The sequence below is a fragment of the Ditibartonella apis genome, assembly GCF_001952075.1.
In the GTDB taxonomy this organism is placed as follows: domain Bacteria; phylum Pseudomonadota; class Alphaproteobacteria; order Rhizobiales; family Rhizobiaceae; genus Bartonella; species Bartonella apis.
The window spans coordinates 202,982-219,535 of the sequence record NZ_LXYU01000001.1; the positions used below are offsets into that span (position 1 = coordinate 202,982).

Genomic DNA, 16,554 nt, shown 5'->3' on the forward strand with positions numbered 1-16,554 from the left:
TAGAAAAATGAAAAAAAAAGATCAAAAAAACTCCGATAAAACAAAATCTTACAGCACGATGGAACAGGAAGCGCTGGATTTTCACAGCCGCGGGCGTCCGGGAAAGCTCGAAATTGTCCCGACAAAGCCGATGGCAACGCAACATGATTTGGCTTTGGCCTATTCGCCGGGTGTTGCAGTGCCTGTAAAAGCGATAGCCAAAGAACCGGCACTTGCCTATGATTATACAGCCAAAGGCAATCTTGTCGCAGTTATTTCCAATGGCACGGCCATTTTGGGGCTCGGTCATCTCGGTGCTCTTGCCTCCAAACCGGTCATGGAAGGCAAAGCCGTTTTGTTCAAACGTTTTGCCGATGTCGATTCCATCGACCTTGAAGTCGATACAACCGATGTTGAAGCTTTTATCAATTCGGTACGTTATCTCGGCCCCTCTTTCGGCGGAATAAATCTGGAAGATATAAAGGCTCCGGACTGTTTCATTATTGAAAGCCGTTTGCGCGAATTGATGAACATTCCGGTTTTCCATGACGATCAGCATGGGACAGCTATTATTGCAACAGCAGGCCTTATCAATGCGCTTTACCTCACCGGACGGGATATGAAACATACCCGCCTCGTCTGCAACGGCGCCGGTTCTGCCGGTATTGCCTGCATTGAACTCATCAAAGCCATGGGGTTCAAGTCGGAAAATGTCATATTGTGCGACACCAAGGGCGTCGTCTATGAAGGCCGTCAGGAAAATATGAACCAGTGGAAAGCCGCCCACGCAGTCAAGACCGACAAGCGTACACTTGCCGAGGCACTTGAGGGGGCAGATGTTTTCTTCGGCGTTTCGGCCAAAGGTGCTCTGACACCCGAAATGGTAAAATCCATGGCGCCAAAGCCGATCATTTTTGCCATGGCCAATCCTGACCCTGAAATCACTCCGGAAGAAGTGGCCAAAGTACGTGATGATGCCATTATGGCAACAGGGCGCTCGGATTATCCGAACCAGATCAATAATGTTCTGTGCTTCCCTTACATTTTCCGCGGAGCGCTTGATGTACGTGCGAGCACGATCAATGAAACAATGAAAATCGCTGCTGCCAAAGCAATAGCCCAACTTGCCCGCGAAGAAGTGCCTGACGATGTAGCGGAAGCCTATCGTGGCAGCAGGCTTAAATTCGGGCCGCATTATATTATACCGGTGCCGTTTGATTCACGCTTGTTGTCGGCCATTCCAACAGCAGTTGCCAAAGCGGCAATGGAAAGTGGCGTCGCCGGCAAGCCGATTGCCGATCTTGAAGCTTATGCGCGGGATTTGCGTGCTCGCCGTGACCCGATTGCTGCAACTATGCGCGGCGTTTACAATCGCGTACGCCAGAATCCGAAACGGGTTGTCTTTGCCGAAGGCGAGGAAGAACAGGTGATGCGTGCAGCTGTTTCTTACATCAACCAGAACCTCGGTAGTGCCATTCTGGTCGGACATGAAGACGTTATTCAACAAAGAGCGCAATCAGCAGGCATCGACCTTAACAGATCCGGCATAAAAATTGTTAATGCACGCCTTTCGGAACGCAACAATGCTTATGCCGATTATCTTTATAGCAAAATGCAGCGCAAAGGCTGGCTGTTGAGAGACTGTCACCGCTATATCAATAATGACCGCAACCATTTTGCTGCTTGCATGTTGGCATTGGGCGACGCTGATGCGATGATTACCGGTGTTACGCGAAATTATGAAACCGGACTTGCAGATGTCCGCCGCGTTATCGACGTGAAAGCCGGCGAACAGGTCGTCGGAATTTCTATGGCTATTTGCCGTGGCCGCACGGTCTTTATAGCCGACACAGCTATTTCCGAACATCCTTGTTCGGAAGAAATGGCCAACATTGCCGAACAAGCAGCAAAATTTGCTCAGGATATGGGGTATAAACCCCGCGTTGCACTTCTCGCATTCTCGACTTTCGGTCATATGAAGGGCGAAGGGGCCCAACGTATTCAGGAAGCAGTCAAATTGTTGAGAGCGCGCAATGTCAATTTTGAAGTTGATGGCGAAATGAGTGCCGATGTCGCGCTTAACCCGAAAATGATGGAGCAATATCCTTTTATGGGATTGAGTGAACCGGCAAACGTTCTGGTTATGCCGGGCTACCATTCCGCTTCGATCTCCAGCAAAATGTTGCAGGAACTCGGTGGTGCAACCCTGATTGGCCCCATTCTCGTCGGTCTTGAAAAATCGGCACAGATTGTACCTTTAGGTGCGCGTGATTCCGATATTGTTACAATGGCAGCTTTGGCTGCCTATAACACGACAAAATAATATCTTAACTTTTAAAGAGCCTCGCTTTTGGAAAAAAGCGGGGCTTTTGTTAACGGGTTAAATGTTAACCATTTATTTTTTTAAAGCCTATTCAAATGCTGGCAGGCTTTCATCGCCAAACTATGCTAATATATCAAGGCCGGGGCTGAATTTCCTTTTATAATGTGCTCGGCTTAATGCAATTTTTCCGACTGCGTCATATCTTTACCAACATGTAATATAAAGTGTTTTACGTTTACCAAAAAAACTGAAAACCGGGTTTAATAAAAAAGATATAGTTTACCGTTAAAAGAACAGGCTAAATTCTGTCGAACAGGCTTTCTAGGGCAAGGATTAAATAAAATGGCGGAAACGGCATCATCAATCAAATGGCTTCTTTCTCAGCAAACGGAAGTACGCTATCTTCCTGATACAGCTTTTCCAATCCGTTCGACTTTCAAATCGGAAGAGGAATTGCAGCAGCTCGCCCACGAGATGGCCGAAGGTAAAAAAATTGTTTTGCCGGAATATACTCCGTTCGATTTCAGGGAACGGCTCACCGAAAATTCCAAGCTCATCCTTCATACTTTCCGTTCAACCGACGCTGCTGCCCGCAACAACGAAACCATCACACCGGCAGCACAATGGCTGCTCGACAATCATTACACAATTGACAAGACCATCCAGCAAGCACGTCGTGATTTTCCGCGCGCATTTGTCAAACAGCTTCCCCCTTATAAAGGCGAAAATGAACTGCCGAGAATTTTTGCACTGGCATGGCTCTATGTAGCTCATACCGATAGCAGCTTTTCGTTAAAAACATTGACAGCCATGGTCAACGGCTACCAACAGGTTGCAGACTTCCAGATCGGTGAATTATGGGCTTTGCCTTCAGCCGTCCGTATGGTTCTCATCGAAAATGCACGGCGGCTTTCCATGCGCATCGAAAAAGCCCGCCTGATGCGGCAATTTGCAAATCAGGCAGCCGACAAAATGGCACTGGCCGAAAGTGACGATGCGCTTCAAGGCATTTTTTCAACTTACGAGGCTCTCGTTGCCGACCCAACATTTGCCGCCCATCTTCTTTATCGTTTACGTGGCGCATCAGTCGATTCAACGACTGCTTTGAATTGGCTTGAAGAGCAGTTGCATCGTCACGGGAGTGATCCGGAAACGGCAACAGCCGAAGAACATTCACGCCAATCAACCGGTGGCGTAACCATGGGGAACGTCATTCGTGCCTTGAAAGCTATTGATGACGTTGACTGGACATACTGGTTTGAAACGGTCAGCCATGTTGATTTTCTGTTGCGTGAAAACAGTGATTTCGGCGAAATCGATTTTCCGTCGCGCAATACCTATCGCGTCATTATTGAAAAAATTGCACGCCGCTCACCTTTAAGCGAACTCGAGGTGACGAAAAAAGCAATCGAAATGGTCGAGAATGCAAAGAAAGACGGTATAAAAACCGGCGCTTCTGTTGCATGGTACCTCGTCGGACCGGGACGAGAAGCTTTTGAACAGGCTTGCAATTATGATCGCCCTTTCTCGACGCGCTTCATGCGTTCGTTCCGCGCAATGAAAATTTTCAGCATTGCCATTCCGGTTTCTGTCATAACAATTCTGATCCTGCTTGCAGTATACGCATTGCTGAGGGAAGCCGGCCTAAGCCATGCATTGACGTTAACTTTTACAGCTCTTGCGCTTTTCCCGACAATGGATACCGCTTTTGCGCTATTCAATACTCTCGTTGCCTGGACTGTCGAACCGCGGCGACTGATCGGTTATGAATATAAAGATGGCATTCCCGAAGAGGCCAAAACGCTGGTTGTTGTTCCGACAATGATAACCTCGCGCGATTCTATCGACGAACAGATAAGAAATCTCGAGGTTCACTACCTCTCGAACCCGCAAGGTGCCATCTATTTTGCATTGGTAACCGACTGGGCCGACTCTAACAAAGAAGAAACGGCAGACGATCGGGATCTCCTCGAATATGCACAAAAAGGCATTGCCGATCTCAACCGGCATTATCGCGGAGACGGGCAGCCATTATTCTTTATTTTGCATCGCCACCGTCTCTTCAATGCAAGTGAAGGTTGCTATATGGGCTGGGAGCGTAAACGCGGCAAGCTTCATGAATTGAATCTGCTTTTGCGTGGTGATCGCGATACCAGTTTCTTCCCGACCGATCCACGTTTGCCAATGGATTGCCGGTTTGTCATGACACTTGATTCCGACACACGGCTCACCCCCGAGGCGGTTACACGTCTTGTCGGAAAACTCAATCATCCGTTAAACCGTCCGGTCATTGACCAGAAAACACATACGGTTAAAAGTGGTTATGGCATTCTTCAACCCCGCGTGACACCATCGCTCACCACCGGTGATGATGCGTCATTCCTGCAACGAGTCTTTTCCGTCAATCGCGGCATAGACCCTTATGTTTTTGCCGTTTCCGATACCTATCAGGATCTTTTGGGTGAAGGCACCTATACCGGCAAAGGCCTTTATGACATTGACGCATTCGAAATAGCACTTGCTGATAAGGTACGTGAAAACAGCGTCTTGAGCCATGATCTTCTTGAAGGCGGTTATGCGCGCGTTGGTTTTGTCAGTGATGTCGAAGTGGTTGAAGATTATCCGACAGCCTATAATGTCGATGTTGCGCGCCATCATCGCTGGATCCGTGGTGATTGGCAATTATTGCCTTATCTCTTCACCCGTCACAATATCAACCTCATCACACGCTGGAAAATGCAGGATAATCTGCGGCGTTCGCTCACACCGCTTATGTGGATTATCGCTTCATTGGCAGGCTGGTGTGTTTTGCCCCTTCATACAGCGGTTTTCTGGCAATTATTTCTGCTCCTTGGTATGTTTACCGCACCCACACTTGGTGTTTTGCGCAACATTATGCCGACGAGCATGGATAATTCCTTGCGCGGCCACTTCCAATCTGTGTTGACAAATATTGCCACAAGCACGGCAGATGTTGCACTGCGTACAACATTCCTTGCCTATTCGGCATTCTATATGGTTGATGCGATTATCCGTACACTCTATCGCATGTTTGTATCGCATCAGCATCTACTTGAATGGAAAACCTCGGCAGCAACACGCTCTTCGCCAAACACGCTTTCCTATTACGTCACAACCATGTGGCCGGCTGCATTGATCGGAGTGGCTTCGATTGCACTGCCGGCAGCACTTCATAATTCGGCAGTTTTTGTGGCCCTACCCTTCGGGCTTGCGTGGTTTTTTTCACCGCTTATCGCGTGGATTGTAAGCCGCTCGGCTGTTTTTCAGGATTCTCTTGAAATTCGCCCGTCCGACAAAAATGAATTGCGCCGCATTGCCCGCCGCACCTGGCATTATTACGAAACTTTCGCCAATGCCGATAACCATTTTCTTCCCCCCGACAATTTTCAGGAAGATCCGGTACCGGTTCTGGCTCGCAGAACCTCGCCAACCAATATCGGCGTCTATTTGCTCTCAACGGTTGCCGCACGTGATTTCGGCTGGGTCAGTTTTGATGACGCCATCCAGCGTATCGAACGCACACTCGATACAATGGATAAGATGGAAAGGTTCCGCGGGCATTTCTTCAACTGGTATGAAACCGACACTTTGCGGCCTCTGGTACCGAGTTATGTTTCGACTGTCGACTCGGGCAATCTTGCCGGTCATCTTGTAACATTGGCTGCGGCTTTAAAAGAATGGTCAGAAGCACCATCAGTATTCTTACAAGGCGATCTTGCCGGCCTTCTCGACGTTAACGACATTTTGCAGGAAACGCTGAACCTCATCCCTGATGACCGTCGCATCCTGCGCCCGCTTCGCAGAAGAATTGAAGAACGCATTGCCAATTTCCGCAGGGCTGTCCGCTCGATTATGGACGAACCGGAAACGGCAACATTCCGCACTGCAAATCTTACAACTGCTGCAAATGACATAGGGCGTCTCACAAGCGAGCTAGATGGTGAAATCGGCAGCGATGAATCGCGTCATGCCGTTTCATGGGCCGAATGCCTGATCGAGACATGCGAAGCCCACACACATGACGCAACAGCCGATCATGATACAGAGGCTTTACGCAAGAGTTTGAGTGATCTTTCAGCAAGAGCACGTCAGTTTGCTTTTGATATGAAGTTCGATTTCCTTGAACGTCCGGAACGCCGTCTGATGTCTATTGGTTACCGTGTTCAGGAAAACGAGCTTGATGAAAGCTGTTATGACCTGCTTGCTTCGGAAGCTCGCCTTTCGAGCCTGTTTGCCATTGCCAAAGGTGATGTCAAGGTCGAGCATTGGTTCCGTCTTGGTCGTATGCTGGTACCGGTCGGCTGGAAGGGGGCTTTGCTTTCCTGGTCCGGTTCGATGTTTGAATATCTGATGCCACCACTTGTTATGCGCGAGCCTTTGGGGTCACTTCTTGACCAGACAAACCGGCTTGTGGTTCGTAGACAAATTCAATACGCCAATGAACGTGGATTGCCATGGGGCATATCGGAAGCAGCGTTTAATGCGCGCGACCAACAGATGAACTACCAATATTCCAATTTTGGTGTTCCCAGTCTCGGACTACAACGTGGGCTTTCGCGCAATGCGGTTATCGCCCCTTATGCAAGCATTCTTGCTGCCCAATATATGCCGACAGAAGCGGTTGCCAATCTCGCACGTTTGCGCAAACTTGGCGCGCTTGGCGAATATGGGTACCACGATTCAGTTGATTTCACCCCGGCACGCCTGCGTGAAGGTGAAAAATGTGCAGTGGTTAAAAATTACTATGCCCACCACCATGGCATGTCCATTCTGGCAATTGATAATGTCATTTTCGATGGCCGCATGAGAGACCGTTTCCATAGCGATCCGGTGATTGAAGCGGCACAATTGCTGTTGCAGGAAAAAGCGCCCCGCGAAATTCCCATGGTGCATGCAAAAACAGCAAATCCGATGCGTAGTGATGCCGGAGGTTTTGAAGATGCGCCCGTGCGTGTCATCAAAGCCCCGCTTACCAAACCACGCTCGACCCTGCTTTTATCCAACGGGAATTATTCGGTCATGTTGACCGGCAAAGGTTCCGGCTATAGTCGCTGGAACAATATTGCTGTCACCCGTTTCATGCCTGATGCAGCTGAAGATCAGCAAGGCACTTTCATCTTTTTGCGTGATCCTGCCTCCGGCCGCTGGTGGTCTGCAACCGGCGAGCCGACACGCGTTGCCGATGAAGAAGCCTCAACCGTTTTCACCGATGAAAAGGCCGAATACACAAAAACAGTCGATGGTATAAAATCGACCGTCGAATGTATCGTTGCATCGGAAGGTGACGGAGAAGGACGGCGTATCGAACTTGTCAATACCACCGCGAAAGATCGTATTCTTGAAATCACGTCTTATGGTGAACTGGTACTGACAACTCCCGAGACGGATTCGGCACATACCGTTTTTTCACGTATGTTCGTAGAGACAGAAATTGCCGATCATGGTGGCACAATTTATGCGCGCCGCCGTAAACGCGATCCGAATGATCCGGAAATCCATGTTGCCCATTTTGTCACCGATACTTCGGGTGCTGTCCGTGATGCGGAAGCTGAAACCGATCGTCGCGTCTTTATTGGTCGCGGACGCTCTATCCGCCGTCCTGCGGCCTTTGACCGTGGTGCAACATTGACCGGAAGTCAGGGATGTGTGCTTGATCCTATCGCAGCAATAAGATGTCGTGTGCGTGTTCCGGCACGCAAAAAAGCCGCGCTTATCTTCTGGACATTTGCAGCAAATTCAAAAGAAAAACTTGCCTCGCAAGTCGAATATTACCGTCAGCCGAACGTATTCCAGCGCGAATTTTCGCTTGCTTGGACACGTTCGCAAGTCTCCCTTTACCAGCTTGGTATCAAACCGAAAGAATCGGTCGTTTACCAGAAATATGCGACATCGCTTATTTATCCGGATCGCACCTGGCGCTTGCCGTCGGAAGCACTGGCTGAAAATCTCGGTAAACAATCGGATTTGTGGCCAATGTCGATATCCGGCGACTTTCCGATCTTCCTTCTCAGACTTGATAATGAAGCAGATATCGAAGTCTTGCGTGGACTATTGAAAGCGCATGAATATTGGCGGATGCGGGGGTTGACTGTCGATATCGTCATTCTGAACGAACGGGCATTTTCTTACGCTCAGGATACCCAGAGAGCGATCGAATGGATCTGCGAAGGCTATCGTAACCGTACGGCCGAAGCCGACGGGCGCCAGCATATTTTCACTGTCCGTCGTGACCAGATGAACGAACAGAGTTTCAAAACCCTGCTTGCCAGTGCCCGCATCGTATTGCAGGCACAGAACGGTTCGCTTGCCGAACAGATGCAGCGGATGGAAAATATCGATTCCGACCTCTCCAACCGTAACAAAGCTGACACGACCCAATCGACAAGCAAGTCACACACAAATGGCAAAGTCACCCAGCGTAAAAGCGGCAAACAGGAAGAAGTTGTTATGCCGCTCGAACAAGGGCAATTTACTTCTATCGGCATTATCGGCGACCAGCATAAATCCTGCCCGCTCCCCGATGGGAAAAACCTTGCCTACTGGAATGGTTATGGTGGTTTTGACAAAGATAACAGCTATGTTATCCGCCTTTCAGGGCGAAACGCGACACCAAATCCATGGATCAACGTCATTGCCAACGAACATTTCGGTTTTCATGTTTCTGCGGAAGGTTCAAGCTTTACCTGGGCGGGAAACAGTCGCGATTATCAATTGACGCCTTGGGCCAATGACCCTGTTGTCAACCGTCCGGGCGAAGCTCTCTACATTGTAGACCGCCGTTCGTTAAAGCGTTTCTCTCCGGTTTCGGTCGTTGAATGCGATGACGGCGCGCTCTATGAAGCACGCCACGGCCTCGGCTATTCGACATTCACATCAAAACATGGTGCAATAAGCCTTGAATTGACCCACACGGTCGACAATAAACGTCCAATAAGACTATCGCGGCTTGTCATCAAAAACGAAGACAAGACCTCGAGAAGCCTGAGACTCTATGATTATGTCGAATGGGTATTGGGCACAGTCAGAGCTAAAAATGCTCCCTTTATCATACCCGACTACGACAAAAAACGCGGTGCGCTTTTTGTTCGCAACCCATATCACACAGAAAAATCCGATGATGTAAGCTTCATTGCAGCGTCGAATGCTCCTTCAAGCTTTACGTCCGACCGAACAGAATTTATCGGTGCAATCGGAACGGTTAAACATCCGCAAGCAATCCGGCAAGGAGAGCCCCTTTCCAATACGGTCGAGGCCGGACGTGATCCATGTTCTGCTCTTGCTTTCGATATCGAGCTTAAAGCCGGTGAAAAGAAAGAAATTATCTTCTATCTCGGCAATGCTAAAAACCGGGTTGAAGCCGAAAAGCTCCTTGATAGCGTCCGTAAAGAAACATTTAGCTCTATTCTTGAAAAAGAGAAAAAAGAATGGACCGATTTTGTTTCCGGCCTACAGGTCAAGACGAAAGACCGTTCATTCGATCTGATGGTCAACAACTGGCTCCCCTATCAAACCTATGCCTGCCGTATCATGGCAAGGGCTGCATTCTATCAGGCAAGTGGAGCCTTCGGTTTCCGTGACCAGTTGCAGGATACATTGTCACTCTTGCTGCTCAAGCCGGAACTTGCCCGTGAACAGGTCATCAATGCCGCATCGCGCCAGTTTCCTGAAGGCGATGTACAACACTGGTGGCTCCCCGACAGCGGTGCAGGCGTCAGAACAATGATTTCCGATGACGTGGCCTGGCTCGGCTATGGTGCTGCTCTTTATGTCAATACCACAGGCGATCATGAATTTCTTGATACAGATATTGCCTTTATTGAAGGCGACAAACTCAAGGAAGGCCAACACGACAGCTACTTCCAGCCGGCCATGTCGCCAAAAACCGCAACACTTTACGAGCATTGCGCGCTTGCCCTTGATCTTGCGGTTAAACGGACGGGCAAACACGGTTTACCGTTAATGCTCGGAGGCGACTGGAACGACGGGATGAACCTCGTCGGTATCGGCGGCAAAGGTGAAAGCATCTGGCTCGGCTGGTTCCTTGGAACAGCTCTCAAGGCTTTCATTCCGATTGCCGAAGAACGCAAGGATGAAAAACGCGTCAAAAAATGGACACATCATCTGGAGAAGCTCACCAAAGCGCTGGAAACCAGTGGATGGGACGGAGAATGGTACCGTCGGGGCTATTTCGATAATGGCGAACCTTTGGGTTCACACACCAATGACGAATGCCAAATTGATACGATTGCCCAGTCGTGGAGTGTTATTTCGGGTATGGGAACGAAAGAACATCAAATAAAGGCCATGCAATCCATGCTTGAGCACTTGCTCGACGAAAAGGGTGAACTCATCCGTCTGTTCTGGCCACCCTTTGACAAAACCGAACTTGAACCGGGTTATATCAAGGGTTATCCGGCTGGCATTCGTGAAAATGGTGGTCAATATACCCATGGTGCAATCTGGAGCATTCTGGCACTTGCCAAACTCGACGATAACGACAAGGCTTATCAGGTCTTTTCAATGATCAACCCGATTTCACACGGAAAAAATCCGCATGTCTATCGCGTCGAACCTTACGTGATTTCTGCCGATATATATTCGGTCGAGCCACGGCGTGGCCAGGGTGGCTGGACATGGTATACGGGTTCGGCCGGTTGGTTCTATCGTGCTGCTACAGAATCTATTCTGGGCATCAATCGTAAAGGCTCCAAGCTTTATATCACGCCTTGTCTTCCAAAAGACTGGCCGGGTTACGAAGCGACCGTCAAATTCGATAATTCAACTTATGTGATCAAAGTTACCCGCGGTAAAAATCCTGCTTTGACAGTTGATGACAAGAAAGTTGAAAAGCCTGAAAACGGCATCGGATTGAAAAAAACAGGACATCATGAAGTCAATCTGACGATAACTAAATGACTTCAAGGAGTTTAAAAACTCCTTGAAGTTCCTCGCGAAGGCTTTACTTTCCTTTGTCCTTTTATCAATGTAACGTTCTTCCCATAGGGTAGAGACAATAAACAGATTGAAAGTGCTATGGCGCGAACTGATATTGCTGAACGTGTATATAATCACACATGGAAGCTTGATCCGATTATAAGATCACTTCTTGATACCGATTTCTACAAGTTCCTGATGTTGCAAATGATTTGGGGACTTTATTCCGACGTCGATGTCACTTTTTCGTTGATCAACCGTACCAAGACGGTCCGGCTTGCCGATGAAATCGATGAAGCGGAATTGCGGGCACAACTCGACCATGCCCGTACTTTGAAATTCACCAAAAAGGAAATGATCTGGCTTGCGGGTAACACATTTTATGGTCGCAAGCAGATTTTTACCCCCGATTTTCTTCATTGGCTTCAAGGCTTCCAATTGCCCGATTACGAGCTGACGCGTAAAGACGGGCAATATATTTTGAATTTCGAGGGGCCGTGGACCCATACTACAATGTGGGAAATACCCGCACTCTCGATCATCAATGAATTGCGTTCGCGTGCGGCTATGCGCAATCTTGGACGATTTGCACTCGACATTCTCTATGCACGGGCAAAAGCCAAAATGTGGAGCAAAGTCGAGCGGCTAAAAAAATATCCCGATATCCGTATCTCCGATTTCGGTACACGCCGGCGCCATTCATTTTTGTGGCAGCAATGGTGCGTAGAAGCGTTGAAAGAAGGTATCGGTAACTCGTTTACCGGCACTTCCAATGTGCTTCTCGCTATGAACAACGATCTGGAAGCAATCGGCACCAATGCCCATGAATTGCCAATGGTTGTTGCAGCCCTTGCCAATAATGACGAGGAATTGCTCACGGCCCCTTATCGTGTCATGCAGGACTGGAACCGTTATTATGGCGGTAATCTTTTAATTGCACTGCCTGATGCTTTCGGTACGGCTGCGTTCTTGCGCAATGCGCCCCAATGGGTTGCCGACTGGACCGGCTTTCGTCCGGATAGTGCCCCGCCGATTGAAGGCGGCGAGCGGATCATCAAATGGTGGAAAGACCACGGCAAAGATCCGCGCGAAAAACTCATTGTTTTTTCTGACGCATTGGATGTCGATACGATTGAAGAAACTTACAAGCATTTTCAAGGTCGCGTTCGCATGAGCTTTGGCTGGGGAACCAATCTGACCAATGATTTTGTCGGTTGTGCTCCGAATGACATCAAAGAACTGGATGCGATTTCGCTTGTTTGCAAAGTTACCCATGCCAATGGCAGACCGGCAGTTAAACTTTCGGATAATCCTGAAAAAGCAATTGGCGAGCCGAATGAAATTCGCCGTTACCTGCAGTTCTTCGGCAATGAAGAACGTGTGTCGAAGCCGGTAAGGGTTTAAAAAACTTTATTCGGACAATTTTTCATAATGCGAATTTTATCACTCCCGTCACGTTCAAGTGGCGGGAATTTTTTGTGCACCCATGTAAGCGACGACGAAGGTGGAAAGGGAACGTCACAGAGGGTGTGCTGACATGACATCCGATTTTTGTTTTTTGTCAGTTGTAACTTTTGTTTTCCGTTTCACATAGAGCTTACAAGGAGCGCGGAAGCAAAAAGCCTGAACCAACTTTTGATGAAAAAACGTTTTCTCCGGCTAAGATTTTATTAATAACCAATTGATTTTCTCGAGCCTTTTTCTTTTCACTTTCAGGCTTTCCAAATTGTCAAACATCCCTTACACATTTTAAGCAGAGGTGTCGAGGCTTTCTGCTCACTTGCTAAGAATGATTTAGCAATGGCATTTATCATTAATGTAGGAAAGCTTTGAGCACTCTCCCCCTTTCTTTAGCCTCCTGCCCACTGTTCCCCGCCTGCTGGCATGTTCCGTCATATTGCGATTGTCACGCATTTTGTCTTTTGTCGTGCTATTGCCTATTGGCCAAAAAATCACATTTGGGAAAACGATGGCGGACAGGAGTTAATTTGCGAACCTATTTCTTTCTACTTCGCACTTTGAATAGATTAAAAATTCCGGCAAAGCTGAAACCACACGGGACATTCCCATCAAAATGATTGAAATGTTTGTTCCCCTCATTCAGTCAGCGACATCGGTTATTTCATTGATCCGAAACGATAGACTTTAGAAAGCTCGTTCGTATGGAGGACAAATTTTCGTATCTATGAAATCAATTGTTAAAAACGCGATTGCTTCATAGTCAGTGGTGCGAACACCATAAAAAATGACTTCCAATTTTTTAAATCCAAGTCGTACGTCGCAATTTTATAAATTGCACTCGGTAGGCGGTTGAAAAATCTCATTCAAAAATTATCGACTGACTGCCACGTCATTTTTAAGCCCGATGAGTTACAACAATTTTTCCATTTTAAAAGCCCCTTCTCCTACGCATGACTTTTCGCGTTTTAAGGCAATAAAAAACCGGCCACGAAAAGGCCGGCTTTTGAAAACAGTCCCTTGAAAAAGAACGCGATTTATCCCGATTTAAAATATTTCCGTTTTGGTGCCGGAGCCTTCGATCAAGTGCCGTTTATTACCGGCGTGCTAAACATTTCCCGCCTGTTTCACGCCGATCAAACATCAAGGTTCGAGACATTAAGAGCGTTTTCCTGTATGAATTCGCGGCGGGGCTCCACTTCATCACCCATCAATTTTGCAAAAACTCCATCAGCATCCTGCGCATCGCCGATTTTAACTTGCAAAAGCGAACGTGCATTGGGATCAAGTGTGGTTTCCCAAAGCTGTTCGGCGTTCATTTCGCCCAAGCCTTTATAGCGTTGCATTGTAAGTCCCTTCTTACCATTTGCAAAAATGGTATTGAGAAGAGATATCGGACCGGAAATTGTTTCTGTCGTATCTTTACGCCGCAAAACCGGAAGTTTTCCGTAAATTTCGTCAAGATGATGGGACATATTGTCGATCCGTTTTGCATCTGTCGAAGCAATCAATCCCATGTCAAGGACGACAACATCTTTGACGCCGCGTAAAACCCGCTCGAAACGCAAGCCACCATCGTCATTCACATGCCCTGTCCAGCCACGTTCCATATCTTCGGCAATCATATCAAGGCGAGCTGCCACGTGATCGGCTGTTTCCTGAGCTTTTTCCTTCGTCGAAAGAGCTTCCGGATTGAGTGCACCGGCGATTGCTGCCTGTTCGACAACAGTCCGGTTATATCTCGTATGCAAGCCATGAAGCATGGATCTTATCATACGCGCATCTTCTACCAATTGGTGTAAATCGGCACCGGCGCGCATTTCGCCATTGGCAAGTTCCAGTACGCTGCCTTCAAGGCCCGCATCAATCAGCGATTCTTCGAAAGCTGTTTCGTTCTTGATATATTGGGAAGATTTGCCACGCGTTACTTTGTAAAGCGGTGGCTGGGCAATATAGACATAGCCCCGTTCGATCAATTCCGGCATTTGACGGAAAAAGAACGTTAACAACAATGTGCGAATATGGGCTCCATCAACATCGGCATCGGTCATGATAATGATTTTGTGGTAACGCAATTTATCGGGATTGAATTCGTCCTTGCCGATTGATGTACCCAGTGCGGTAATCAGAGTACCAATCATATCTGACGACAGCATACGGTCGAAACGGGCGCGTTCAACATTCAAAATCTTGCCACGCAAAGGCAAAATAGCCTGATTTTGACGGGCACGGCCACTTTTTGCCGACCCACCGGCGGAATCACCCTCGACGATGAAAATTTCCGATTTTTCCGGATCGCGTTCCTGACAATCGGCTAGTTTACCTGGAAGTGATGATATATCCAGAGCACCTTTACGACGGGTCAATTCACGAGCCTTACGCGCGGCTTCACGGGCTGCGGCGGCTTCTACAACCTTGCCGATCAGAATTTTTGCCTCGGCCGGATGTTCTTCAAGCCAGTTGGAAAGCCCTTCATTGACAAGGTTTTCAACCACCGGCCGTACTTCGGACGAAACAAGTTTATCTTTGGTTTGAGATGAAAATTTAGGATCCGGTACTTTTACCGACAAAATTGCTGTCAAACCTTCACGACAATCATCTCCTGTCAGAGTGACTTTTTCTTTTTTGGCAATGCCGGATGTTTCTGCATAACCATTGACCTGACGCGTCAATGCACCACGGAAACCGGCCAAATGTGTACCGCCATCGCGTTGGGGAATGTTATTGGTAAAGCACAAAACCTTTTCATGATAGGAATCATTCCACCACATGGCCACTTCGACAGTCATACCGTCTTTCTGGCCGTTAATGTAGATAGGTTCGGGAATAAGCGGCTTTTTGGACTGGTCGATATATTTGACAAATTCGACAAGCCCGCCTTCATAATGCAATGTTTCTTCACGAACATCGGCGTGTCTGCGATCTGTCAAACGAATACGGACACCCGAATTCAAAAAAGCCAGCTCGCGAAGACGCCGTTCCAACGTATCGAAATCGAACTCGACCATCGTGAATGTTTCGGTACTGGGAAGAAATGTAACTTCGGTACCGGTTTCATCGCCACATTCGCCAACAACTTTCAGCGGAGCATCCGGTTCGCCATGAGTGAAACTCATTTCATGAATTTTGCCCTTGCGTTTGATACGCAATTTCAACCAAACGGACAATGCGTTGACAACCGAGACACCAACACCGTGAAGACCGCCAGAAACTTTATAGGAATTCTGGTCAAATTTACCGCCCGCGTGAAGCTGTGTCATAATGACTTCAGCAGCCGAGACACCCTCTGTCGGGTGAATTTCTGTCGGAATTCCACGCCCGTTATCAGTAACCGTGCAAGAGCCATCGGCATTAAGCGTCACTGTAATGAGAGTTGCATAGCCGGCCAACGCCTCGTCAATAGCGTTATCGACAACTTCATAGACCATATGGTGCAAACCCGAGCCATCATCGGTATCGCCAATATACATCCCCGGACGCTTGCGCACGGCATCAAGGCCTTTAAGTACCTTAATGGATCCGGCATCATATTCGCCTTCTTGATGCTGTGTTGTTTGATCACTCATAAGTCAGTCCATTTCTGCTTTGAAAACATTGTGTTAAACCGCCTTACGAATCAAGGCGGGCAAGCCTTTTATTTATACGCCATGGCCCCCGATTTACCAAGTTTTTTAAGCGTTTTTCCCGTGGATAGACGGTGTGTGCAGCCTGTTTCAGGGACTTTATATTGAAATCGACCGTATTTTTAGAAAAAGCCCGAAAGGCGATTAAAAATTGTCCTTTTATGATTTATCCAGAGTATGAACTAATCGGACAAATATAAATTCTTAAACATCCCC

General features: G+C 48.0%; 4 protein-coding genes. 3 read left to right on the plus strand and 1 reads right to left on the minus strand.

Annotated features, from left to right (window positions below):
* Nucleotides 1–7: 7 nt before the first annotated feature.
* From PEB0122_RS00900 to pncB, 3 genes are all read left to right on the plus strand, one after another.
* A complete protein-coding gene (locus tag PEB0122_RS00900) occupies nt 8–2,302 on the plus strand; it encodes an NADP-dependent malic enzyme (protein ID WP_075915649.1) in 2,295 nt (764 codons plus the stop codon).
* A gap of 342 nt (nt 2,303–2,644) precedes the next feature.
* Nucleotides 2,645–11,239 carry a glycoside hydrolase family 94 protein gene (locus tag PEB0122_RS00905; protein ID WP_075915246.1) on the plus strand — a complete coding sequence of 2,865 codons (8,595 nt, stop codon included), beginning with the start codon at nt 2,645–2,647 and terminating at the stop codon, nt 11,237–11,239.
* 117 nt (nt 11,240–11,356) lie between these two features.
* Entirely contained in the window at nt 11,357–12,661 is a 1,305-nt protein-coding gene (gene pncB / locus PEB0122_RS00910; protein ID WP_075869693.1) for a nicotinate phosphoribosyltransferase, read from the plus strand.
* Between the two features lie 1,190 nt (nt 12,662–13,851).
* On the opposite strand, the gene gyrB is transcribed toward pncB, so the two are convergent.
* Nucleotides 13,852–16,281: a DNA topoisomerase (ATP-hydrolyzing) subunit B gene (gyrB, locus tag PEB0122_RS00915; protein ID WP_075915247.1), complete on the minus strand. Its 2,430-nt coding sequence runs from the start codon at nt 16,279–16,281 to the stop codon at nt 13,852–13,854.
* Nucleotides 16,282–16,554: the final 273 nt, after the last annotated feature.